Source organism: Sphingobacterium sp. 1.A.4, from assembly GCF_002734245.1.
GTDB lineage: Bacteria > Bacteroidota > Bacteroidia > Sphingobacteriales > Sphingobacteriaceae > Sphingobacterium > Sphingobacterium tenebrionis.
The window spans coordinates 18637-43700 of sequence record NZ_PEAZ01000050.1 but is presented as its reverse complement, the minus strand read 5'-3'; the positions used below and the strand labels follow the sequence as shown (position 1 = coordinate 43700).

The following is a 25064-nucleotide window of genomic DNA, read 5'->3' as shown; positions in this document are numbered from 1 at the left end:
CTCTTTCTCTCCCGATTGGACAGAAATGTCAAAATAATCCTTTGAACAATCAATACCTGTTACCATATTTGTATATCATATTTGTGGATCACAGCAGCTCTTATCATAACTTATCAATCGTAAAAACAGGCTCCTGGCCTAATGAACTGTCCAAGTTTATGATAGGAATAAGAGAGGGGGATTAACATTGCGAAGGGTCTCTCAAGGACCAATGACGATTAAAAATCTTACTCCCTCTCTCGCTGTATCCTAAATGAAATACAAAATTATATTCTGTCTCTTTAATTCCTATAACTTTTCTACAAACTTACGATGACGGGGCAAGTGTAACAAATAACTCCGAAAATCCTCATAATTAACATCCAATTCCGTTACCTGTTTTTCCTTTCCTGCCCAATCCTCTGCACCTTTAGGAAATTTCACATCCTTATATATCTCCTCCGCAATCGCCTCAGGAAACTTACAAGGATGCGCAGTAGATAAAAATACCGAAGCATATTCTCCCGGATGAACTTTCCGATAAGCCTTAGCCGCTAGATACGCAATTGCAGTATGCGGACAGGCAACATACTTAAACTCCTCATACAATTCCTGCATGCCAGCCTTTGTTTCCTCATCATCAAAAGCGTAGGAACTCAACAATTCTTTCAAAGATTCCCTATCCTCCCCAAACATATCCAAAATCCTAACCCAATTGCTCGGATTCCCTACATCCATGGCATTCGAAATGGTCTGTTTAGAAGATCTCGGATCATACTCACCCGTCTCCAAAAAACGTGGAACCGTATCATTGACATTCGTTCCTGCCACAAAATGATGAACCGGCAAGCCCATCTTATAAGCCAACAACCCAGCCCCAATATTCCCAAAATTGCCACTTGGCACCGCAAACACCACCTCCTTCATTCCCTGTGCCCGCAACTGTGCATAGGCCCAAAAATAATAGAACGTCTGAGGTAACAATCGAGCAATGTTTATGGAATTGGCAGATGTCAACCGCAGTTCTTTATTCAATAAAGGATCATTGAAAGCCTGTTTTACTAAAGCCTGGCAATCGTCAAAGCTGCCATTCACCTCCAAAGCCCTAATATTGTTTCCGTTTTTGGTCAACTGATCTTCCTGCACCTTAGAAACCTTCCCTTTCGGATATAGGATCGTAACACGCGTACCTTCCACCCCCAAGAACCCCAATGCAACCGCGCCACCCGTATCACCCGAAGTTGCCACCAACACATCCAATAATTGATCGCCATCTTTGGAGAAATAGCCCATGATCCGACTCATGAACCTGGCGCCAAAATCCTTGAAAGCAAAGGATGGTCCATGGAATAATTCCAAAACCGCAGCTTCAGGGCTCAAGAATTTAACAGGAGCATCAAAATCTATTGCATCATACACGATACGCTTTAGGTCGTTCTCTGGAATATCCGTACCTATTACGGCTTTCGCAATCGTAAAAGCGATCTCCTGAAAAGAATATTGTTGGATATTTCGGATAAAATAGGGATCCAGTTGCGGGATGTTTTCTGGCATATATAAGCCTTTATCCTGAGGTAAGGAATGGAAAACAGCATCCTGAAAAGATACCCTTAAATCGCTATTGTTTGTACTGTAATATTTCATGTTCAATAAAATTAGGATTGGGATAATACTTTAGGGCCTTCCACATTCACTTTGGAAACAAATTGAAGGCTCTCAATACCTTGTTCATTCAAATGTTGCTGAATAGCATCCACCGCCTTCTGGGCAGCCTCATGGCCTTTGGAAATGGCCACAACGGAAGGTCCAGAACCGGAGATACCGAAACTCAAAACCCCTGCTTCCTCCGCGATGCGTTTCATTTCATAGAATTCTGGAATCAGAATGGCCCGGGTTGGTTCGATCAGTACATCCTGCATGGACCGGGCAATCAAGTCATAATCTGACATAAAAATACCGGAAACCAATCCTGCTATATTTCCCCATTGGATTACGGCATCTTTCAACGCCACTTTTTCTTTGATCAGTTGCCTGGCATCCCGAGTAGGCACATCGACCTGTGGAAATACGATTCCCGCCACCAATTCTTGCGGCACAGGCAATTTGATGATATCCAATCCCTCCCCACCGCGTATAAGGGTAATGCCCCCCATTAATGCTGGCGCTACATTATCGGCATGCCCATGGCCACAAGCCAAACGCTCGCCTTCTATACAGAAAGGCATCAATTCTTCTTTGCTCAATGGGTTCCCCATTAAGGTATTGATGGCAAATAATCCAGCCACCGTACTTGCTGAGCTTGAACCTAAGCCACTCCCGATTGGCATATGCTTGATCAGGTCGATCTCCACACCCACTTCTTTCTCAAGACCAAGATGTGCTAAATACATTTTTACGCAGGCCGAAACCGTATTCTTATCCGGATCTAAAGGCAATCGCCCATCATCTCCTTCAATTGATCGGATGACCACCCCTGGGTTTTCCGTTCTTTTCATGAATACTTCATCTCCAGGACTATCTACCGCAAAACCCAAGATATCATAACCGCAGATCATATTGGCTACTGTTGCCGGTGCAAAAACGCGAACTTCTTTTTTTATTAATTGAGACATTTTTTTCTTTTTAATTTTCAATGATTAAGCACCAACATTCACCAGATCAGCAAAAACGCCTGCTGCTGTTACTTCCGCTCCTGCCCCAGGCCCTTTAACGACAAGAGGTCTATCCTTATATCGTTCTGTAGTGAAGGAAATAATATTATCAGATCCAGAAAGCGCATAAAATGGATGTTTATCATCCAACATCTGCAGATTGATGGCTACTTCACCATTTTCCAATGTTCCAATATAGCGAATCACTTTATTCTGCTTGGCAGCTTCCGATTTCATTTTATTGAAAAATTCATCCGCCTTTAATAGCTCCGCATAAAACTCATCAACAGAACTGGCCTGAAGGCAACTTTCCGGCAGGATATTGCCTAGTTTTACGGATTCCGATTCTATCGCATGACCTGCATCCCTTGCAAGGATGAGCATTTTCCGCATAAAATCTATTCCACCCAGGTCATCTCTTGGATCCGGTTCGGTATAGCCCAGTTCCTGAGCTTTTTTCACCACCTCATAAAAAGAAGCATCCCCTTTAAAATTATTGAAAATATAGGAAATGGTGCCCGACAGGATCGCTTCAATCTTGATGATGCGGTCGCCACTCATCATGAGATCTTTCAATACCCGTACTATCGGTAATCCTGCGCCAACATTGGTTTCGTAAAAGAAATCTACACCATGTTTTCTCGCGGTATCATGTAATAGTCTATATTGGGCATAATCGCCTGAATTTGCAATCTTATTACAGGTAACAACGGAAATATTAGATCTGAAGATCTCCTCATAATAAGTGGAAGGCAATTTACTGGCTGTATTATCAATAAAAACGCAGTTCGGTAAATTAAGGGCTTTCATTTGGCCGATAAATGTGCCCAAGTCAGCGACCTCCCCCTGGTTTTCCAATTCTTCCTGCCAATTTCCCAAATCAAACCCTTCCGGGTTAAAGCCCATTTTCCTGGAATTGGAAATGCCGACCACTTTGATTTCAATATCATTTTGATCCAATAAAAAATCATGTTGTTCATGTAGCTGTTTAAAGAGCGTGGAACCAATGTTTCCCGTTCCAATATTGAACACATGCAAGGTCTTTTTCAATTCAGCAAAAAAAGCATCATGTACTGCATTTAAAGCCTTGGATAGGTCTTCATTATTGATAATTACCGAGATGTTGAATTCGGAAGAACCCTGGGCTATTGCCCGCACATTGATCCCGTTCCTACCTAAAGCATGAAAAAGCCGGCCGGACATGCCAGGCGTACGTTTCATGTTTTCCCCTACAATAGCGAGGATGGAAAGTCCATCTTCCAGTACCGGGACACTCAATTTATTCGCCATTAATTCCAGTTCAAATTCGTTTTTGATCAGGTTAACGGCCTTTCTTGCATCATTGGGATGGACAGCAAAGGTAATACTGTGTTCGCTCGATGATTGGGTAATGAGAATGACATTGATCTGTTCTCTGGCCAACAGTGTAAATAAACGCCCACTGAATCCGGATTTCCCTACCATACCACTCCCGGTTAGATTGATCACGGATACATCAGCAATAGAGGAAATTCCCTTTATAGGAAAATTGGACTTTCCACTTTCAAACTGAATGACCGTGCCTGGAAATTCCGGTTGGAAAGTATTTCGGATAACGATGGGTATCTTTTTCATAAAGGCAGGCACCATGGTAGGTGGATAGATTACCTTTGCCCCAAAATAAGAAAGCTCCATAGCCTCTGTATAAGAGAGAATCGGTAAGGAGAAGGCCTTTTTTACAATTCTAGGGTCTGCTGTTAGCATACCATTAACATCGGTCCAGATTTCGATGGCTGTAGCGTTCAACACCGATCCGAAAATAGCAGCGGTATAGTCTGAACCACCACGACCTAAAGTAGTGATCCTGCCTTTGTCGTTGGAACCAATAAAACCGGTTACAAACAACAATTTATCAGTGTGGGTTAATGCTAAAGCCTGGATAAGCTGATGGCTCAGGGCTTCATTCAAATGTGCATTTCCAAAATTATCATCTGTTTTTATGTAATGGGAAGCATTGATATAAGTGGAAACCGGTATTTCCTGCTCCATGATCTTGGCCACCAAAAAATTGCTACAACGTTCGCCAAAGGAAACAATGAGGTCCTTACTTTGATCACTCAACTCTTTTAATACAGCAATACCCTGGAGAAGATCTTCCAGATCATTGATCAAGAGCTTAAGTTTGGTGAGGACCGGGTTTTGGTATTTTACAGCGATCAATTTTTTGACGACTTCAAAATGACGGTCTTCCATCAGTTTAAGATCGTCTTGAAAAGGTTTCCCTTCTGCCGCATCTTCAGCCATCTTGGTCAATAGATTAGTGATTCCTGACATGGCCGATAATACAACTAAAGGCTTTTCGCCAGCATCATAAGATTTCTTTACGATCTGAAGTACGGCTTGAATACTTTCTACGGAACCTACGGATGTTCCGCCAAATTTTAAAACTTTCATTTTTTTGGGTTTATTTTTACTGTTTAGCATTGATACACAACAAAAAAAAGCCTTCCTGGATGAGGAAGGCTTCTTATATCTGTACTAATTACTATACAATAGAATCATTCCTCCGCTAGATTTCTCCCGGTGGTAATAATAATTGTAATAATAATAGTGCTGTTATACATCAATTTATTGTTTGTTTTTTCAAATATATTATAAATATTATTACATACAAGAGGATTTGTTAAAATATTTTTAAAATACTGGTTTAAACAATTGAGAGATGATTTTATTCAAACCTGCCTAAATAAATTTGATTTTGTCAAAAGTTATCCACAAAGAAGAAGTGTTAAATATGTTAAAACTTTGTTAAAAGAATCAAAAAATGTTTTGAATTCTATACAGTATGTCTTACATTTGCTTCAGCTCGTTTGAAAAATGTCATAAATTTTGGACGATTCGAGGAGCTAAAAGGTTGTATATAAAAGCGATTTAATGAAAACAAAGAAACTAGTGGCAGTGATGCTCTTCATAGGCTTATGTCTATTCTCGCAGGCTCAAACTAACCAAAGATCCTCAGACCCGGATAATCTAGCAAAAGAATACTTCTCCCAAATCATGGGTGTTGCGGTAAACGCGACGACAAATACCAAACTTTATCAATTTGTTTACGAGTGGTTAGGCACTCCTTACCGTCTTGGAGGTGATTCCAAAAGAGGTATCGATTGTTCTAAATTCTCTTTGGCGGTGTATGAAAATGTATTCAACACGACCATTGGCTACAACAGCCGTAATCAATACGATAATGTAACGCCTATCCGTAAGAATGAATTACAGGCAGGAGACTTGGTATTCTTCAAAATCAGAAGTAGAAATATAACGCATGTAGGTGTTTATTTAGGAGACGATAAATTCGCGCATGCCTCTTCTTCGAAAGGCGTAATGGTGAGTAATCTAAATGAAGCTTATTGGAAACGCTATTATTACAACGGTGGTCGTCCGAAATTGGATAACGCTAGAATGATGACTGCTGATGCTAATAACAACGAAAAAGGAAATTTGAATTAGTTCCATTTTTAATATATAATATTTAAAAAATAAAGTCCGAAGGTGTTTACTTTCGGACTTTATTTTTTTATATAGCTAATAGATAATTTCATTCTATCTCCGTCATTGCGAGGAGGTACGACAGCCCCGTCATTGCGAGGAGGCACGACGAAGCAATCTTCCCGCCTTAATCTTATCCTTTATTATCCATTTTCCGGCGATGGCTCTTATGTAAAGCTTTCAAAATATGTTTGATTTAGGGTAAGAATCGTGGTTTAAGTAGGGTTAAAGCAGGGTTAAACCAACAAGAAAGTATGTAAAGCATACATTTTACATACTTTCAGTATCCTTTCAGTATGGTTTTACTGCGAAGCTAACCATAAAACATCCTTTACAAATTTATTTCTGGTCCCCCAATATACGACCTAGAAGGTACATTATCCAAAATAACAACATTCCATTTGAGATCATGGGGATTTTTATAAAGTTTTATTAAATTTACCGCTGAACAAAAAAGGTAGCATGTCGTCTAAGAAAACACTTATATTAAACAAAGATCAAATCCTTCAGAAGTCTAAACGTATCGCTTATCAGATCATCGAAGACAACTTTGATGAACCTGCCATTGTTTTAGTGGGTATTGCTGATCGTGGGTATGTTTTTGCTCAGCGTCTTCAGAAGCTATTGTTGGAGATTGCTCCGGATAAATCCATTGAGTTGATCAAGGTGAATATACAGAAGACCAAACGTTCTTTGGAGTCGACTACGGATGTTCCTTTGGAAACTGCGAAAAATAAGGTGGTTATTCTTATTGATGATGTTTTGAATAGTGGTAGGACTTTGGCGTATGGCTTGGGAGTGTTTATTAATGTTCCGTTGAAAAGAATGCGTACTGCTGTTTTAATTGACCGCAGTCATCATCAGTTCCCTGTTTTTAGTGATTATTATGGATTGAAACTTTCTACTATTCTTAAGGAGCATGTGGAAGTTCAATTGGAGGAATATGATAATACGGAGGATGCGGCATATTTGTCGTAATTCTTAGGTAATTGGGAGGAGGTACATTCGTCATTGCGAGGAGGTACATTCGTCATTGCGAGGAGGTACGACGAAGCAATCTTTGATCTAATCGAAAGATTGCTTCGTTCCTCGCAATGACGCGAAAAATCCCCTTAAATTTAACTATTTCCTTTATAAACCTTCAGCTTCTGGCCAATCCTTAAATTAGAGCCTCTAAGGTTATTATCCGACTTCAACCTACTTACCGTTGCCCCGCGATACTTCTGTGCAATATCCGACAACGTATCCCCTTTCCTAACCGTATGAGTAACATAACTTAATACCGTATTCGGTTTTGTCTTAACACTCGACTTCTTAGCAGCAGCAATATTTTTTGAGAACTTAGCATCAACCGCATATTCCTGTTTTATTTCCGGAACTACAATCTGGTTATTCAATGCAGCATATATCAAAGAATCAGAAAAGTTTGCCTGATAAGGTAAAACCAATCTTCTTGGTTTTTCATTAGAAGCATACACTGTTCCTTTCTTATAAGCAGGATTAAACTCCTTCAACACCTCCAAAGACAATCCCAAACTCCCAGCAAGCTTATCCAAACTGATGGATTTGTTCAACATCATCACCTTATTATCCGCTAACAGATTAGTCTTCTGTGGTTGCAAACCATACAACTCTGCATGGTTCAGCACATAAGTCATGGCCACATATTTAGGAATGTAATTTTGGGTTTCCTTAGGTAAGAATGGAGATAATTCCCAATAGCTCGGACTGGAGAGTCCAGACCTTTGTATAGCACGCCTTACACAGCCCCTACCACAATTATAGGAGGCTAATGCCAACAACCAATCGTTAAATTCATCATAAGCTTCCTTTAGATAAGTTGTAACAGCATAAGAAGAAGAATAAACATCTTTCCGCTCATCATAACTACCATCCATGGCTAAGTTATAGATCTTGGCTGTTCCATAGATAAACTGCCAAGGACCAACTGCCCCAGAAGTAGAAACGGTATGTGGATTCAAAGAAGACTCCACCACGGAAAGATACTTCACCTCTTCAGGTATCCCCTGCTCTTCAAAGATCTTATCATATATCGGGAAGTAATATTGGCCTAAACCCAATAGCTTCTCCATATAAGGCTTATAATTTCTGGAGATATATTTATCCAGATAAGCCTTAACCCGTTCATTGTATTCCAAGGGGATTGTTTTCTGGATGCGCTGAATCCGTTGTGCTATGAGTATATCCTCATTACTGAATTCGATGGCATGTCCATTTACGGATTTAATGGAATCCAAATGTTGCATGATTTCCTCTTTTCCCTTTTCAACTTGGACTATAAATGCCTGTTGAATATTATCCGAAAATGCAGATCCTTCTGTGGTTATTTCTTGGGCTTGGCCTAGATTTAGAAAAACACCTAGGCCTAAAGTGACTAGGAAACTAATCTTTTTGTTCATACGCAGTAAAGTACTGTTAAACTTAATTTTAGTTCTTCGTTTAAAAACAAAAAGGTTCTATAAAACAATTTCTGTTTTATAGAACCTTTATTACATGTGGTCAACTAGCACAATTAAGCTTGTGTTTTGTTGGTATTATTTTCTGTTGATTCTTCATCTTTAGCGTTTGGATTTTCCTTTTGGCCATCTTTGAATTCTTTCACGCCACGACCCAATCCACGCATCAACTCAGGAATTTTCTTCCCCCCAAATAACAATAACACTACGACCACGATGATGATAATCTCGTTTGTACCTAAAAATAATAATCCTGATGTGTACATATTTTTAATAATTAACTAATTCTTCCTTAATGTAAATCTAACAAATATAGCGATAAAATCACAAAATCCCTGTAACTATCTTGCTATCCATTGTGACGGATTTACAGGGGTTTGTCCCTTGTAAATACTCAAATCCATGAAGGAATAACCTTCGTCTGGATCTGAATCCGCGGAACCGATTACCGTACCTGTAGAAACCTTCTGTCCTTTACGAACAGATGCTGATTTCAGGTTGGAGTATGCGGTAAAATACTCACCATGTTGGATGACAACCGCGGTTCCACCCATATTCAATACCTGGATAACGGTTCCTTCAAAGACGGCCTTAACCGGAGCTCCTTCTGATGTTCGGATACGGATATAATCATAGAAGTCATGAACGTTCCGTTCTACCACTACATTTCCATAATTACGAACAATATTACCTTGTGAAACTGGCCAAGGAAGTCTACCTCTGTTCGAAGAGAATCCAGCAGATAATTTAGCTGCTTCTGGCGTATTGTTCAAGACTGACGATCCTGTTTTCTTTTCGATTTTCTTTTCGGCTTCTGCTACCGTTGTACCGGATTTCTTAGCTTCTGCTTCTGCGGCTCTTCTACGACGCTCCTCTTCCAATTTACGAGCGGCTTCAACCTCACGGGCGATCGCTGCCTTCATGGCTGCATCAATACGTTTTCTTTCTTGTTGCTTTTTGGTCAGCTGTCCGCGGAAACCACGTTCTTCGCTTGCCAATTTGTTCAACTCCGAAGAATGGGCTGCCCTATCCTTCGCGATAATATCTCTTTCCTTTTGTTGTTCCTTTAATAGGTTCTGTTGAGTCTGTTTATCACGCTGAAGTTGCGCCAACTTTAACTCGATCTCCTTTTTATGTCCTTCGATTTCTGACACTTTAATCTTCCGGGCATCGGTAAATTGTTGAAGGTACTTAATACGTTTAAAAGCTTGGTTAAAATCTTTTGATGCGAATATGAACATCATCTTATTGTATCCGTTCTTATTTCTGAAAGCGAACAAGATCATCTTTTCATAATCCTGCCTCATTTTCTCGAGCTCTTCTTTCAGTTTATCAACGATCTTATTATTGGATGCAATATTATTGTTGATGATCCGAAGTTCGCTATTGATGGTTCCGATTTTATTTTCGCGAAGGTCCAATTGTTTACTTAGCGCGGCAACTTCACGTTGTGAAAGTAACTTTTCGGCAGTTTTGGCTGTCAATACTTTCTGTAGCTGGGCAATCTCTCTGTCTATTCTTTCCCGCTGTTTCTTCAACTCCACACTACTTTGTCCGTAGGAAAGGCTAATTAAAAAAAACAGGGAAAATATGCTTAATACAATCTTTTTAAAATCCATGAACCGCTAAATTCTATCTTGTCGTTTTGTTAAAACTTCCAAAAATAAGGATATACACAATACGAAAACAAAAAAAACTATAATTTCTTTATTAAATGAGGTTTATAATTAATTGATAACCTTATATTTTGATGGTACGTTAAAGGGCATTTCGTTCGCAATATTGAATTCAGCCCTATTATAAGCCATATCTGCTGAAACCTTTGCACCAGATCCCTCCACATTTAACGTGAAACGCTGCGGAAAATTGTAGGCTCCGATCATGGCATAGTCTGAATAATTGGCTTCCAGTTTATTTGTCTTCCCCAATTCCATTAAATTAAAATTAAATGGTCTATTCTGCGCATTTACCCCATAATGGAAAGTCAATCCTTCTTTCACACCGATGATCTGTATATCATCCGTAGAAGTTGCTACCTGCAATTGATCGGTCCGCAACATCTCCACCGAGATATTACCCACGAGTATATCTTCCAACATCTTGTAGGAGATCCCTGGGTTGGTGTATTTATAGATATAGGAGAATGGTTTCTTAATATACTCCCCTTGTAATTTATTCATGATCTTAACACTATCTGGCGTGATCATCACCCGGGCAGCCTCGATGCCTAATAAAGCCGTAACAGAAATCCATATGGCTTTACCCCTATCGATCCGAATATTCAAGGTCACATTTTGATCTTCTTTACCCATCACGACTTTTGCTTTTGCACGACCATTGAAGGTGTGGAAATCAAGATTGCTCAATTCAAAATTTCGGAGCAATTCTTCATTATTGCTTGCCTTTGGCAAGTTAGGGTCTGTTTTTACCGTTTGTTTCTTGCTTCCACAGGCATTCATCAGCACCGCCAATACCAAAAGGAGGCTGATTTTATTCAATATATTTCTTCTCACTAATCTTCTGTTTTATTTTTTCTTTATCTACGGAACTATTGTCGCTCATGGTCAACGCTTTTTCCCATTGTTTTATTGCTTCCTTATTACGGCCTAGTTTCATGAGGATATCCCCATAGTGTTCGAACAGAACGGCAGATCCTTCGGAATTCTTAACCGCCTGCTCTATCCAGTACAAGGCTTCCTTGAATTTTTCCTGCTGGAACAACACCCACGCATAGGTATCCTGGAAAGTTCCAGATTTTTGGTTGAGGTCATTGGCTTTGGCAGCATATTTAGCCGCAACATCCAAGTTGGATTTACGGAGTGCTAAGTAATAAGCATAGTTATTCATAGCTCCTACGTTGGTAGAATCCAATTTGATTGCTTCCTCATAAGCGACATCCGAGGCTGAGGTCATTTTCAATTCGTGGTAAAGATCACCTAGGGATGTGTAGATGGTAGACTGTATGAAGGCGTTTTCATTTTCGCTCTGGTTCAAAGCCGTTTCTAAATATTTTCTTGCATTCTCAAAATCCTTCTTCACCAAATGAGCGACACCAATATAGTAGGTCAACATGACATTACCTGGATTTAATTTAAGGCCTTCTTGTCCATCTCGGATGGCCTGATCCGTATCGCCCGAGGAAATGTTCAATTCCACCAACTTTCGCCAGGCGTCTATTAATTGCGGCTGCATGGAGACCGCGGTAAGGTATAGGGATTTCGCCTGGTCCAGCTCTCCCTTTTGCCATAACACATCCCCTTTGAACATATGGGTATCTGCTACGCGTGGATGCTTTAGCACCAGGATATTGGCCAATTCTTGCTTTTGGTCCAGATTGAGGTTTTGGTTGATGGACATGACATTGTACATCACCCGATGTTTATCAAAATAACCGATGGAACTTGATTGAAAACCTGTTTTGAGGGCGTCATAGGCAAGTTTTTCCTTTTTTAAATCTACATAGGCGTCGGCAAGATCAAAGTAAAGCAGATCATCTTTCGTATTTTCCAAACCTTCCATCAGAATCTTAACGGATTCATTTGGTTTATTATTCTCAAGGTTCAGAAAACCCAGTGCACTATAAACTTGTCTAATTGGGGATTTCTTTTGTCTCCATTTGTTGAGGATTGTTGCAGCTTCCGCATCCTTATCCATATCCATCAGGATCTCCGCCTTCAAAACATCCAAGGTATCAGACTCTCCAAATTTACCATTGCTGATTTCGATGACATCCAATGCTTCATCTGATCGTTTGGCCGCATGCAGCAACATCACTTTCTCGCGAAAGATTGCGGGGGATTTATCATTCTTTTCAAGAACTTCATTTATTAGACCGATAGCGGAATCCAGATCGCCACTACTTTTATACAGTTCCAATAAGTGATTTCTATAGATAAGATTGTCTGGATCGTTGTTCACAGCCTGTTGAGCAGCAGGAATGGCCACATCAAAATTCCTAGCCTGGGCGTACAATAATGATTTGGCATAGAACATCTCGGCACCTTTGGGATATTTCTGAAGAACCTCTTCAATTCCGGCCAAAGCAGCGGGGATATCGCCACTCTTTAATTTAGCTTCAATGGCTTGAAGCTTTTCTTTGTATTCTTTATTATCTTTCAAGTCTTGAGCAAACACGAATGTCCCTAGCAACAACAAGATACTCACCATCCAAAGCCTGCGCAACAATATTTTCTCCATTAGTTATATTCCATTAAGGGTTTCAGCTTATAAAAGACAAAACTACCAAAAACAAGGTAGGAATTTATTTTGGAAATTGAAAACAAATATCTTACCTTTGCAGACCTTATTGTAGTGATTACAGAAGGATTAGAAAAATATTAATTAATTAAATAAAAGCAAGTGAATACGTTAAGTTACAAAACTGTCTCTGCTAACAAGAACACCGTTAACAAAGAGTGGATCGTTGTTGACGCTGAAGGCGAGATTTTGGGGCGCTTGGCAAGCGAGATCGCGAAAGTGATCCGTGGAAAACACAAGCCTTCATTCACCCCACACGTAGACTGTGGAGATAACGTGATTGTTATCAATGCAGACAAAATTAGATTGACTGGAAACAAGTTGGGCGACAAAGTATATGTTCGCTACACAGGCTACCCAGGTGGTCAACGTTTCGTTTCTCCAAAAGAGTTAATGGCAAAACACCCTGAGCGCATCATCGAAAAGGCGGTACGCGGGATGTTACCTAAGAATCGTTTAGGACGTCAATTATTCAAGAATCTTTATGTTTATGCTGGAACTGAGCACAAGCATGAGGCACAGAATCCAAAACCAGTTAAATTTTAAGGAGAACGACTATGTCAACAACTAACACTTCAGGAAGAAGAAAAACTGCTGTTGCCCGCATCTACTTAACAGCTGGCAACGGGAATATCACGGTAAACGGTAAAGATTACAAAGTATATTTCCCAACATTACCATTGCAGTACATTGTTACCCAATCTTTATTGGTAGCAGAGTCTCTTGCAAATTTTGACATCAACGTTAATGTTCAAGGTGGTGGAGTTAAAGGTCAAGCAGAAGCTGTACGTTTAGCAATTGCTAAAGCGTTAGTAGAGCTTAACCCAGAAGTAAAACCTGCATTACGCGCTAAAGGTTTGATGACACGTGATGACCGTATGGTTGAGCGTAAGAAACCAGGACGTCGTAAAGCACGTAGAAGATTCCAATTCAGTAAACGTTAATATCAGGAGGATCAAAAAATGGCAAGAACAACATATCAAGAATTATTGGATGCAGGTGTTCACTTTGGTCACCTTACTCGTAAGTGGGATCCGAAAATGGCTAAGTACATTTTCATGGAACGCAACGGTATCCACATTATTGACTTGAACAAAACTCTTACGAAATTGGATGAGGCTGCATCAGCTATCAAACAAATCGTAAAATCAGGTCGTAAAGTATTATTTGTAGCAACAAAGAAACAAGCAAAAGAAATTATCGCTGAGCAAGCAAAAGCAGTTAACATGCCTTTCGTAACAGAACGTTGGTTAGGTGGTATGCTTACAAACTTCGCGACAGTACGTAAATCAATCAAGAAAATGTCAAACATTGATAAGATGCAAAAAGATGGCACTTACGATGTATTGTCTAAAAAAGAGAAATTGATGATTCAACGTGAGCGTATCAAGTTAGAGAACCTTTTAGGAGGTATCGCAGACTTGAACCGTTTGCCAGCAGCTTTGTTCATCATCGACGTTAAGAAAGAGCATATTGCTGTTGCTGAAGCGATGAAATTGAACATCCCTACTTTTGCAATGGTTGATACAAACTCTGACCCTACGAACATTGACTTCCCAATTCCTGCGAATGATGATGCGACAAAATCCATCAGCTTAATCGCTAGTGTAATCGGAAAAGCAATCACAGAAGGTTTAGAAGAGCGCAAGCGCGATAAAGAAGAGGACGCGGAAAAAGAAGCTGCAGCATCAAAAGCAGCAGTTGACAATGGTGAAGCTACAGAAGCTACTCCAGGAAAACGCACTCGTAAAGCAAAAGACGTAGAATAATATATTCTATTAGATAAGCCGGATAGACAAGTGTTGGTTTCTGGAAGATGAGCTTCCTTTTACCTCCCCTGTCTGTCCGGTTTTTTTTAAATTAACATACTGTTATTCTTTCAAGAACGGAATGTTAACACTTCAATCGTAATTTTAAAAAAAAATATACTATGTCAGTACAAATTTCTGCATCAGATGTAAACAAATTGCGTCAACAAACTGGCGCTGGTATGATGGATTGTAAAAAAGCTTTGATCGAAGCGAATGGAGACTTCGAAGCAGCAGTAGATTACCTTCGTAAAAAAGGTGCTAAAGTTGCAGCTAGCCGTCAAGACCGTGACTCTAACGAAGGAGTAATCATTGCTAAAGCAGCAGCTGATGGTAAATCAGGTATCGTTGTTGAAGTAAACTGTGAGACTGACTTCGTAGCTAAAAATGCTGACTTCATCGCTTTCGCTGAATCAATTGCTGATGTTGCATTAAACAACGCACCTGCTTCATTGGAAGACCTAAAAGCATTAGAAATCGGTGGAACTAAAATCGCTGATTTATTGATCGACCAAACTGGTAAAATCGGAGAGAAAATCGAAGTATCTAAATACGAAGCTGTAAATGCTGAGAAAGTTGTTGCTTACATCCACGGTAACTACCGTTTAGGTGTATTGGTAGGACTTTCTGCTGATGCTGATGGTGTTGAAGAAGCTGGAAAAGACGTAGCTATGCAAATCGCTGCTATGAACCCAGTTGCTATCGATAAAGATGGTGTAGATTCAAAAACTATCGAGCGTGAATTAGAGATCGCTAAAGACCAAATCCGTGCGGAAGGTAAACCAGAAGAAATGGTTGAGAAAATCGCTGCAGGTAAATTGAACAAATTCTACAAGGATTCTACTTTATTGAACCAAGAGTTCGTAAAAGATTCTTCTAAAAATATTGCTCAATTCTTAGATACCGTAGCTAAAGGATTAACAGTTACAGCTTTCAAACGCGTTCAATTAGGCGCATAAGCTTTATCTTATACAGAAGAGCTCCATCTTTTAGAGATGGAGCTCTTTTTTTATACAAAAGATTCTTCTTGGCAAGAATTCCTTAAGATTTGCTTAAATTGCTTAGGAAATCGCGCAATATGAGAATCAAGCAAATCAACAACAATTCCATCAACCAGATCATGTTAATATTGATTATTATCCTGATCGGTATCATTATTTTCAAGAACCTTTTTTACTACTTGCCAGGATTTCTTGGTGCCATCACCTTATATATTTTATTTAGAAAGAACTTTTTTTACCTAACGGAAGTTCGGAGGGGCAACAAAACGCTGACCAGCATTATGTTCATTCTCTTATCCATTGTTTTTATTGTTTTGCCGATATGGGCGATCGTAGATTACCTGATTCCGCAGATCACTTCTTTTTTAGGGAATACGGACCAGATCGTTTCTCAGTTCAACCTGTTGAAAGAATACATGGCAGACAAGCCTTTTCTAAAGGATATAGACATGTCTGATGAGGCTTTATTGGCGATGTTGCAACGGTTCACGAAATATGTGCCCAGCATATTGAATTCCGTGGCTGAGGTTGGTGTTAATATATTGGTGACCTTCTTTGTACTGTATTTCATGCAGGTTCATGGTCGCAAGATGGAAGAATATATCATTAAAGCTATTCCCTTTTCTCCAAGGAGTAAGGATGAGATCTGGCATGAGGTAGATTCCATGGTGAGATCGAATGCGATCGGTATTCCAATCCTAGGGGCATGTCAAGGGGTAGTTGCTATGCTGGGGTATTGGATCTTTGATGTGGATAATTTCATTTTGATGGGCATCTTAACAGGAGTAGCATCCATTGTACCGGTATTAGGTACCATGACCATCTATATTCCTTTAGGCATCATTACTCTGGCTTCTGGACAGACTGGAAATGGCATTGGTATATTACTTTATGGTCTAATCCTAATTGGAAGTATCGATAATATCCTCCGATTTACCATCCTGAAGACTCTAGGCAATGTTCCGCCATTGATAACTGTATTTGGGGTGTTATTGGGATTAAAAATGTTCGGCATGTTGGGTTTGATTTTTGGTCCTTTGATCCTTTCTTCGGTAGGTGTTTTGATCAAGGTGTATAGCAATGAATATGGAAGAGGGTCGGCTATTATTCTGGATGACGGTTCATCAGAGATTACGAATAGGGATTTATCAAAGTAATGTAAGCTTGTTCAGCATTCTTCCTTGAAAAGTCATAATCATCTAACGCAGTGATGAATATCATATATTCCTAAATATTAGTTGCTTAAATTAGGAATATAAAGAAAGCAATACTTATGAAACAACTTGAAAACAAAGTAGCCATCGTAACTGGGGGAGCCTCAGGTATTGGAAAAGCCATTGTAGAATTATTTGTTAAAGAAGGTGCCAAAGTGGTGATATCGGATCTCAATGATAAATTGGGCAATGAACTGATCAACAATTTAGGAGAAGGAAATGTGATCTTCATCAAAGCAGATTCTGCCTCTCCGGAAGACAATAAGAAAATTGTGGAAGCTGCCATCGAAAATTTTGGCGCATTACATATCGCAGTGAACAATGCAGGAATCGGTGGAGATGCCGCAGCAGTGGCTGACCTATCGATTGAAGGCTGGAAGAAAGTAATTGACATCAACCTGAATGGTGTATTCTATGGTATGCATTATCAGATTCCTGAAATTGAGAAAGTAGGTGGTAGCATTATCAATATGGCATCCATTTTAGGATCTGTTGGCTTTGCCAACTCTTCGGCCTATGTAGCTGCAAAGCATGGTGTTGTTGGATTGACTAAGGCCGCAGGTTGGGAATATGCCACCAAAGGCGTTCGTATCAATGCCATTGGGCCTGGATTTATTTCTACCCCATTGGTTGATAATGCGATGGATGAGGCAAGTCTGAAATTTTTGGAGACCCAACATGCCTTCCAACGCTTAGGTAAACCAGAGGAAGTAGCGGAGTTGACTTTATGGTTGGCATCAGAAAAATCATCATTTGTTACAGCATCTTACTATCCAGTGGATGGTGGATACTTGGCTAAATAAGTTTTTAGCTAAACATTTAGCAAGAATCGGATTTTATAATTGTGGGAAAGGTTGGAAATTTGAGTATGGAAAGAACACAACAAGAGATTAATTATAATCGGATTGCAAAAGCTATCCAATATTTACAAGATAATTTCCAACAAAAACCCAGTTTGGAGGATCTGGCCGAACATGTACATTTGAGTCCCTATCATTTTCAGCGGCTGTTTAGTGAATGGGCAGGCACAAGTCCGAAGAAGTTTCTTCAATTTTTGCAATTGGATTATGCGAAGAAATTATTGCGTGGAAAAGAACACAATCTTTTTGACACGCATATCCTAACCGGTGTAAGCAGTACCAGTCGGTTACACGATCTTTTTGTACAGATTGAAGGTATGAGTCCGGCTACTTTCAAGAACGATGGCCAAGGATTGCTGATCAAATACAGCTACCAGTCTAGTCCATTTGGGATGTGCCTGTTGGGTTCAACCGAAAAAGGGCTTTGCTATATGGCCTTTGTATCGGAAGGTGAAGATGGTTTGCTAGACCTTAAATCGAGGTTTAAGCAGGCGGAATTCATGGAAATGGAAACATCCTTCCATAAGGATGCGATGAAGATTTTCAATGGTGAGGAAGCTTCGCTTTCCAACATCAAATTGCATTTGAAAGGCACCCCTTTCCAATTAAAGGTTTGGCAAGCGTTATTGGAGATCCCTTCTGGGGAGTTAAGGACCTATCAGTCAATTGCCGATAAGATCAACCATCCAAAAGCATCGAGAGCAGTAGGAACAGCCATTGGACAAAATCCGATAGCATTTCTGATCCCCTGTCATCGGGTGATCCAAGGTTCTGGTAAGCTGGGCGGATATCGATGGGAACCGATCCGGAAATCTGCCATCATTGGATGGGAACAAGCGCAATTATATCCAGAAAATCAGCCTTCGGTTTAAAATATGATGTTATTCAATTTCGCAGATCCTGAAAAGAATTTGTTGCCCTATGATGGTACGGTTCATTATTACGGTGTTATTACAGATAAACAGCGCTATTTTTATGATGCGTTATGGCATGAAATTGCATGGAAGCCTGATCAGGCAGTGATTTTTGGAAAGCATATCGAAACGAAAAGGAAGGTTGCCTGGTATGGAGATCGGCGTTTTGAATATACCTATTCAGGCATTCAAAAAGTTGCCCTGCCTTGGACTGATGTTTTATTGGAACTTAAGCAGCTGGTTGAAAAAGCATCAGGAGAAACCTTTAATTCTTGCCTATTGAATCTCTATCATGATGGATCGGAAGGTATGGCTTGGCATAGTGATGGCGAAAAAGATCTCAAAAAAAATGGTGCTATTGCTTCCCTTACTTTTGGGGCGGAAAGGAAGTTCAGCTTCAAGCATAAAGAAAGCAAGGAAAAAATTGATATCAACCTTGAAAATGGCAGTTTATTGATCATGAAAGACCAGACGCAGACTCATTGGTTACATCGGCTCCCTCCTACCAAAGTTCCGCATGGTCCTCGGATAAACTTGACTTTCCGAACGATAGAGAACTTATAGACATTCGGGACGATGGAAAACTGATATTCTGAAGGTTACTGATTCCGCTTTTACCAGTCGCTCTTACAGATTCCTTAACATGTATGTAAATAAAAATAGTCCATTAGTTAAAAATATACAATGTCAAAGTGTTTTCTATTAAATATAGGGACTCAACATTTTAAAGAAATTGCCATATAAATAAAATTGTAAATCCTATTTGCACAATTAACAAAACATTATTTATTGGAACCTTACTTCTTGCAAAAACAATTATTGAAAATACAGATAAGGCTATCAAAACCAATTCGAAATAAGAAAAAGGAATAAATTTTTTAAAAAAACTAACTTTATCCTCATATAAATCATATTTATTAAACGCATAAATCCATAAGCCTAAGTAGCATACGTTAAGCAGAATTGCAACATAAGAAACAATAAATGGAGATATTTTTTTCATTATTAATAGATACTTAGTTTTTATTATTTATAGCAAAAATCCTCCTTTTTACAACCCCATAAGCAATACCAATGATCGCAACATACACAAACTATATAATGCACTAAACAAATATTATCACGGTAATAACTACATCCTTCAATATTTTAGACTGCTAATAATGATGGTAGAGTAATTTTATATCTTCTCATAATTTATTGGTTATAAATTTATTAATATTTAAGTATAAAAAACATCCATATATTTTTATATTACATTTTATTAGTTCTCATCCTAATATACTACGACTATTAATTTTGGACTTTCTTCTATAACCTCGTAGCAGTTTCTATTCTTGGTATCGTGCTTTTTCTGTAGTTGGGTTTTCATTTGCCCAGCATGGACCTCGGATAAACTTGACTTTCCGAACGATTGAAAATGCTTAGACAATCAGGACGATGGAGAACGCCTAAATCTGACGGTTTTCAGATTTTAAATTAAATAGCTACCTTTGTAGCACACGAAATAATTCCATATGTAATAAATAAATCTTTCCGCATTTGATTCCGTTAGCTCTTTAGCGAGCTCTCATTTCATTATTTCACCCCTTAGCGAAAAGATTTATGTTTATATTACAACAAGCAACTTATATACATCCAAATAAAGATGTTCTGTTCGAGAACATCAATTTCATTATCAATAAAAATGATAAGATTGCCCTTATCGGGAACAATGGTGCAGGAAAATCCAGTATCCTAAAGATTATTGCTGGTAAACTTCCCTTGTCCTCAGGAATGATAAGCTGTTCTTCAAAACCGTACTACATTCCGCAGACCCATGATGAATACCATGAACTAAGTATTGCTGAGGCATTGGGTATTTCTGGTAAATTGCGCGCTTTACATGCTATCCTGCAGGGAGAGGCGACAGCGGAAAACATGGAACTTCTTCAAGATGATTGGCCTTTGGAAGATCGCTGTGAACAAGCTTTAGAAAAATGGGGCTTATCTGGACTTGATTTAGAGCGAAAATTAGGCAGTCTGAGCGGTGGCCAAAAGACCAAGGTTTTTTTAGCGGGTATAGAAATCCAGGAGCCAGAATTTATTCTGATGGATGAGCCAAGTAATCATTTAGATCAAGATGGCCGCAAATTACTCTATGATTTTGTAGAAAAAACCAACAAAACTCTTTTGATTGTTAGTCATGATAGACAATTATTGGAGTTGATCCCACAAATAGCAGAGCTAAGCCGTGATGGGATTCGCTTATACGGTGGCAATTACAGTTTTTATGCCGAGCAAAAAGGAATTGCATTGGATGCGCTGAACCATCAGGTACAATCACAACAAAAGGAACTCCGCAAGGCCAAGGAAAAAGAAAAAGAGGCGATAGAAAGGCAAAATAAATTGAATGCACGGGGCAAAAAGAAACAGGAAGGTGCTGGAATGCCAAAGATCATGATGAATTCCCTTCGAAATAAAGCTGAGGGCAGTTCCTCGAAACTGAAATCGGTACATAAAGAAAAAATATCGGGTATCCAAAGCCAATTAACCAGTTTAAGGAGTATACTCCCCGAAATAGATCAAATGCAATTCGGGTTTGAAAACTCTGATAGTTACCGTGGTAAATTACTTTTAGAAGCGCAGGAAATTAATTATAAGATTCCTTCGAATGATGGAATAAATGTTATAAATGATTCTGAAGGCAGTAATAACGGAAGATTTCTTTGGAATGAAGAACTTTCCTTTCAGATACGGCATAGGGAAAGAATTGCTATTAAAGGATTAAATGGCTCCGGTAAAACTACCTTGATCAAGATTTTGTTAGGTATTTTGGAACCATCCAAGGGAAAGCTCCTTTCCAATAGCAAAAGATACGTCTATGTTGATCAGGAATATTCTCTTATCAGGGCCAATCAATCCATCTATGAAATGGCACAACAATTTAATCATGCTGGCCTTCAGGAACATGAGGTGAAAATTCGGTTGAATCGTTTTCTTTTTGATAAGCAAACTTGGGATAAATCCTGTCTGTCCTTAAGTGGAGGCGAAAGAATGCGATTGTTATTGTGCTGTCTGAATATTTCCAATCAAGCACCAGATATCATGGTCTTGGATGAACCAACCAATAACATTGATCTTCAGAATATCCTTATTCTTACGCAAGCCATCAAGCAATTTCAAGGAACTTTACTGCTGGTTTCGCATGATGAGGTCTTTTTGAAAGAGATAGGGATTGAAAGGGAATTGAGCTTATAAGTTCACCTTATAAAATGAGCTAATAGATTGACCTTATAGATTCGGATGGTAATCTCTATCAATTTGATTTTTTAGTTCTGGATGCTTTTGGACATACTTCGCAACAAAGGGACAATACACCATGACTTTTTTATTCTTCGCCTTGGCAAATGCAAATGCTTGCTCTGCCAAGGCAGAAGCAACTCCCTTTCCCATCATGCTATCCGGAACTACCGTATGCATCAAAGCAATATCTTTTTTATAAAAGCGATATTCCAATCGTGCGATCTCACCACCTTCCCTATATTCGAATTGTAGGTTAGTTTCATTGTTTATTATTTCCATAGCATTTGGTTTTTAATAATATTACCAAAAATTTAACAACTCAACAGTAAATTGGTTGTTAAATTTTAACATGCCTAAGAATATTAAATTTTTATATGCTTGAGAATATAGGCTGTGGGTGAGATTCCCTGTATTTGTCTAAAATTATTACGAAATGAGGATTTTGATCTAAATCCAGATTCGTAAGCTAAAGCCATAATATTTAATTCACCTGCATTTATCCGGTCAATTTGAGATATAAAGTATTCTATCCGAAGCTGGTTAATATATTCATAAATCGAACCTTCAAAATGTAGTTTCAAGGCCTTTTCTAAATGATAAAGGGAGGTATCCAGGCTATCTGCTAATTTTGTCAATGTAAAATCCATATCTAAGTATGGTTTCTCTTGTATCAAGTGGGCTATAATCTGCTCGTTTAATTCTAGATATTTCACAATTCAAATATTAAGTCCGTATTTAATTACCCAATATTACTTATTTTGAATTAATTTATCTTTAAAGGAATTATAATATATTTTTTATTAATTTATTGAATGATTATATCGATATGCTGTAAAAAATTCAGCCGCCTTAGTTCTGAACACGAAATCCTTAATAATTAACTAATGTCAGGTTTATGAGGAGTTCGATTCAAGAGAAATGAATTTTATCTATTATTTCCGAAAGGAAAAAACTCCTTTCTAGCTTGATTTTTTTTATATTTAGTTGACTAACTAAATAACCTTATGCCACATCGAGAGGAAAATGCCGTATGCCTAAATTGCCAATTTAATTTCAAAGGAAATTATTGTCCCCAATGTGGACAATCCGCCCATGAACACCGAATCGATGCGCATTATTTCCTACATGATATCCCGCATTCCGTTTTCCATGTGGATAAAGGCTTTTTCTATACTTTAAAGTGCCTTTTCACAAAGCCGGGCGTAATGATTAAGGATTACCTTGATGGAAAACGTGTACCCTATTTTCGGCCATTCGCATTTGTCTTGATCATGACGACCATTTGTTCCTTGATCATTAAAGGCATACACTTATGGATCGATAAAATTCAACCTGCTGCACATGCTGATCAACTCATCGGACACGGATTCCTTGGAAAATATTTTAGTGTTTTCATTTTTCTAATGATTCCCATTACCAGTCTGATAACCTGGATTACTTTTTATAAACATAAATACAATTATTGGGAACATTTCCTTGCCAACACCTATATCGCTGCGCAACTCAATATTATCCTCTTGTTGATAAATGTATTGAACCTATTCATGGTGGTTTTCCAAATTAACTTTTCTAAGGATGGGGTCAATCTGTTTCTTACATTTTTTATGATCCCCTTTTTATTTTTATTTGGCAGCATCTTCGGTTTTCTAATGATGCATGAGAAACGGTCCAGATTGTGGATTGTAATCGCCAAGATTATTGGGATGAATTTTGTGCTGGCATCCCTGTATATCTCCCTCATGAATTATTTTGATATCATCAATCTATAAGTCAACTACTTTTGCTAATAGCTGACGATGTTTTACAATCATCCAAATGAACACTTAATTAAAATGCGTCCATTTTTTTATTAAAAATGGACATATCATAATAATATGTCCATTTTATTTCTTTATTTTGTACATGTGTCCAGTATCAGTCTAAAATTGAACATATATGGCATACGATAGAACAAAACCTTTCAATGATCTTCCGCTCCTGCCTCCGCAGAACATTGCTGATGACGTAGATATTCTGAAAAAACTGGTCACGGCATCTCGAGCATTGGCAAGCGTAAATAGTAATGTACAACGGCTGCCCAATCCCTATATGCTGGTCAATACGATTGCCCTCCAAGAGGCCAAAGCATCATCTGCTATAGAAAATATCTTTACAACAGAAGACGAACTTTATAAAGCAGTATCGGATACCGTCCAGGAAAAAAATGCGAACCCTGCTACAAAAGAAGTTTTGAGGTATAGGGAAGCGCTTTGGGAGGGATATCAACGTGTAAAGAAAAAAAACAATATCGATCTTGAAAGTATAATTGCTATTTTCCAACAAATCAAAAATACATCTGGCAGCATACGCCCAGCACATTCCCTAACGGTCATTCAACGTGGACAAAGCGAATTTAGATCAGGAGAGATTATATACACTCCTCCAAGAGGTGTCGGCCTTGTAGAACAACTAATGGGAAATCTATTGGACTACCTGAATGATGAAAAGCTGTCCGACACGGATCCATTACTTAAAATGTGTATTGCACACTATCAATTTGAAGCCATACACCCATTTCCAGACGGAAACGGTCGTACTGGCCGGATTTTAAATTTACTTTACTTGGTCAATAAAGGTTTATTGGAGCAACCTGTACTGTATCTTTCTAAGTACATTATTGTCCATAAAGATGATTATTATTATAATTTAGGTGCCGTAACTCAGCGTGGGAGCTGGAAACCATGGGTACTCTTTATGCTGGAAGCTGTAGAAAAAACTGCACTTTTAACCAATCAACTCATCAACGGTATACTGGATCAGATGGAAACTACATTGGAATACGGCAAATCGAATATCAAATGGTATAATAAAGAAGTAAATGAACTGCTGTTTAGTCAACCATATATCAAACCAAAGTTGATCGGCGACATACTCCAGGTATCCTCCAGAACAACTTTGACAAAATATGTCAATGAACTTGTTGGAGCGAGAATACTCACTCCGTCAAAAGAAGGACGAGAAGTTTTTTATATCAATAATGATTTGATACATATTTTAGAAGGTCAATAATGACCTGCCGAAAAGCACCCCAACAAAAAAAGGAAAGCCTTTTGG

Annotated in this window: 23 protein-coding genes; 13 read left to right on the top strand and 10 right to left on the bottom strand. The window is 38.7% G+C overall.

Going from position 1 to position 25064, the window contains the following annotated elements:
• Positions 1 to 288: 288 nt before the first annotated feature.
• The 3 genes from thrC to thrA are packed head-to-tail and all read right to left on the bottom strand — an operon-like array spanning position 289 to position 5063.
• Positions 289 to 1623: a threonine synthase gene (gene thrC, locus CRJ00_RS07975; RefSeq protein ID WP_099366344.1), complete on the bottom strand. Its 1335-nt coding sequence runs from the start codon at positions 1621 to 1623 to the stop codon at positions 289 to 291.
• A gap of 11 nt (positions 1624 to 1634) precedes the next feature.
• Entirely contained in the window at positions 1635 to 2591 is a 957-nt protein-coding gene (locus tag CRJ00_RS07970) for a homoserine kinase (protein WP_099366347.1), read from the bottom strand.
• 24 nt (positions 2592 to 2615) lie between these two features.
• Positions 2616 to 5063 (bottom strand): bifunctional aspartate kinase/homoserine dehydrogenase I, encoded by a 2448-nt coding sequence (thrA, locus tag CRJ00_RS07965; protein WP_099366346.1) that lies wholly within the window; start codon positions 5061 to 5063, stop codon positions 2616 to 2618.
• Between the two features lie 480 nt (positions 5064 to 5543).
• Between thrA and CRJ00_RS07960 the strand changes: the two genes are divergently transcribed.
• The gene (locus CRJ00_RS07960) at positions 5544 to 6116 is read left to right on the top strand and encodes a C40 family peptidase (protein ID WP_099366343.1); all 573 of its coding nucleotides are present in this window, start codon (positions 5544 to 5546) and stop codon (positions 6114 to 6116) included.
• A gap of 501 nt (positions 6117 to 6617) precedes the next feature.
• Positions 6618 to 7133, top strand: a complete 516-nt coding sequence (locus CRJ00_RS07955; RefSeq protein WP_099366342.1) for a phosphoribosyltransferase family protein — start codon at positions 6618 to 6620, stop codon at positions 7131 to 7133.
• A gap of 140 nt (positions 7134 to 7273) precedes the next feature.
• Here the strand turns inward: CRJ00_RS07955 and CRJ00_RS07950 are convergent, their stop codons facing one another.
• The 5 genes from CRJ00_RS07950 to CRJ00_RS07930 all read right to left on the bottom strand — a co-directional run bounded on the left by CRJ00_RS07950 (position 7274) and on the right by CRJ00_RS07930 (position 12829).
• On the bottom strand, positions 7274 to 8575 hold the full coding sequence (locus CRJ00_RS07950; protein WP_099366341.1) for a lytic transglycosylase domain-containing protein: 1302 nt from the start codon (positions 8573 to 8575) through the stop codon (positions 7274 to 7276).
• 113 nt (positions 8576 to 8688) lie between these two features.
• The gene (locus tag CRJ00_RS07945; RefSeq protein ID WP_099366340.1) at positions 8689 to 8898 is read right to left on the bottom strand and encodes a Sec-independent protein translocase subunit TatA/TatB; all 210 of its coding nucleotides are present in this window, start codon (positions 8896 to 8898) and stop codon (positions 8689 to 8691) included.
• Between the two features lie 75 nt (positions 8899 to 8973).
• The gene (locus CRJ00_RS07940) at positions 8974 to 10251 is read right to left on the bottom strand and encodes a murein hydrolase activator EnvC family protein (RefSeq protein WP_099366339.1); all 1278 of its coding nucleotides are present in this window, start codon (positions 10249 to 10251) and stop codon (positions 8974 to 8976) included.
• Positions 10252 to 10359: 108 nt separating this feature from the next.
• A complete protein-coding gene (locus tag CRJ00_RS07935; RefSeq protein WP_257213720.1) occupies positions 10360 to 11145 on the bottom strand; it encodes a DUF4292 domain-containing protein in 786 nt (261 codons plus the stop codon).
• The gene (locus tag CRJ00_RS07930) at positions 11123 to 12829 is read right to left on the bottom strand and encodes a tetratricopeptide repeat protein (protein WP_099366338.1); all 1707 of its coding nucleotides are present in this window, start codon (positions 12827 to 12829) and stop codon (positions 11123 to 11125) included. Before CRJ00_RS07930 ends, CRJ00_RS07935 begins: the two co-directional genes overlap by 23 nt.
• A 162-nt stretch (positions 12830 to 12991) precedes the next feature.
• On the opposite strand from CRJ00_RS07930, the gene rplM reads away from it, so the two are divergent.
• The 9 genes from rplM to CRJ00_RS07880 all read left to right on the top strand — a co-directional run bounded on the left by rplM (position 12992) and on the right by CRJ00_RS07880 (position 21926).
• Entirely contained in the window at positions 12992 to 13435 is a 444-nt protein-coding gene (gene rplM, locus CRJ00_RS07925) for a 50S ribosomal protein L13 (RefSeq protein WP_094255220.1), read from the top strand.
• 11 nt (positions 13436 to 13446) lie between these two features.
• A complete protein-coding gene (rpsI, locus tag CRJ00_RS07920) occupies positions 13447 to 13833 on the top strand; it encodes a 30S ribosomal protein S9 (protein WP_099366337.1) in 387 nt (128 codons plus the stop codon).
• Positions 13834 to 13851: 18 nt separating this feature from the next.
• A complete protein-coding gene (gene rpsB / locus CRJ00_RS07915; RefSeq protein WP_099366336.1) occupies positions 13852 to 14658 on the top strand; it encodes a 30S ribosomal protein S2 in 807 nt (268 codons plus the stop codon).
• A gap of 161 nt (positions 14659 to 14819) precedes the next feature.
• Positions 14820 to 15656: a translation elongation factor Ts gene (tsf, locus tag CRJ00_RS07910; protein WP_099366335.1), complete on the top strand. Its 837-nt coding sequence runs from the start codon at positions 14820 to 14822 to the stop codon at positions 15654 to 15656.
• A 119-nt stretch (positions 15657 to 15775) separates the two neighbouring features.
• The gene (locus CRJ00_RS07905; protein WP_099366334.1) at positions 15776 to 16855 is read left to right on the top strand and encodes an AI-2E family transporter; all 1080 of its coding nucleotides are present in this window, start codon (positions 15776 to 15778) and stop codon (positions 16853 to 16855) included.
• Positions 16856 to 16971: 116 nt separating this feature from the next.
• Positions 16972 to 17715 (top strand): SDR family NAD(P)-dependent oxidoreductase, encoded by a 744-nt coding sequence (locus tag CRJ00_RS07900; RefSeq protein WP_099366333.1) that lies wholly within the window; start codon positions 16972 to 16974, stop codon positions 17713 to 17715.
• A gap of 65 nt (positions 17716 to 17780) precedes the next feature.
• Positions 17781 to 18644 carry a methylated-DNA--[protein]-cysteine S-methyltransferase gene (locus CRJ00_RS07895; RefSeq protein WP_099366332.1) on the top strand — a complete coding sequence of 288 codons (864 nt, stop codon included), beginning with the start codon at positions 17781 to 17783 and terminating at the stop codon, positions 18642 to 18644.
• Positions 18645 to 18647: 3 nt separating this feature from the next.
• Positions 18648 to 19250 carry an alpha-ketoglutarate-dependent dioxygenase AlkB family protein gene (locus CRJ00_RS07890; RefSeq protein WP_099366331.1) on the top strand — a complete coding sequence of 201 codons (603 nt, stop codon included), beginning with the start codon at positions 18648 to 18650 and terminating at the stop codon, positions 19248 to 19250.
• A 1041-nt stretch (positions 19251 to 20291) separates the two neighbouring features.
• On the top strand, positions 20292 to 21926 hold the full coding sequence (locus CRJ00_RS07880) for an ABC-F family ATP-binding cassette domain-containing protein (protein ID WP_099366329.1): 1635 nt from the start codon (positions 20292 to 20294) through the stop codon (positions 21924 to 21926).
• A gap of 33 nt (positions 21927 to 21959) precedes the next feature.
• On the opposite strand, the gene CRJ00_RS07875 is transcribed toward CRJ00_RS07880, so the two are convergent.
• Entirely contained in the window at positions 21960 to 22250 is a 291-nt protein-coding gene (locus CRJ00_RS07875; RefSeq protein WP_099366328.1) for a GNAT family N-acetyltransferase, read from the bottom strand.
• An 83-nt stretch (positions 22251 to 22333) separates the two neighbouring features.
• The gene (locus tag CRJ00_RS07870) at positions 22334 to 22684 is read right to left on the bottom strand and encodes a helix-turn-helix domain-containing protein (protein WP_099366327.1); all 351 of its coding nucleotides are present in this window, start codon (positions 22682 to 22684) and stop codon (positions 22334 to 22336) included.
• A gap of 291 nt (positions 22685 to 22975) precedes the next feature.
• Between CRJ00_RS07870 and CRJ00_RS07865 the strand changes: the two genes are divergently transcribed.
• Both CRJ00_RS07865 and CRJ00_RS07860 read left to right on the top strand, forming a co-directional pair.
• A complete protein-coding gene (locus CRJ00_RS07865; RefSeq protein ID WP_099366326.1) occupies positions 22976 to 23740 on the top strand; it encodes a DUF3667 domain-containing protein in 765 nt (254 codons plus the stop codon).
• A 166-nt stretch (positions 23741 to 23906) separates the two neighbouring features.
• Positions 23907 to 25019, top strand: a complete 1113-nt coding sequence (locus CRJ00_RS07860; protein ID WP_099366325.1) for a Fic family protein — start codon at positions 23907 to 23909, stop codon at positions 25017 to 25019.
• The last annotated feature ends 45 nt before the right edge of the window (positions 25020 to 25064 follow it).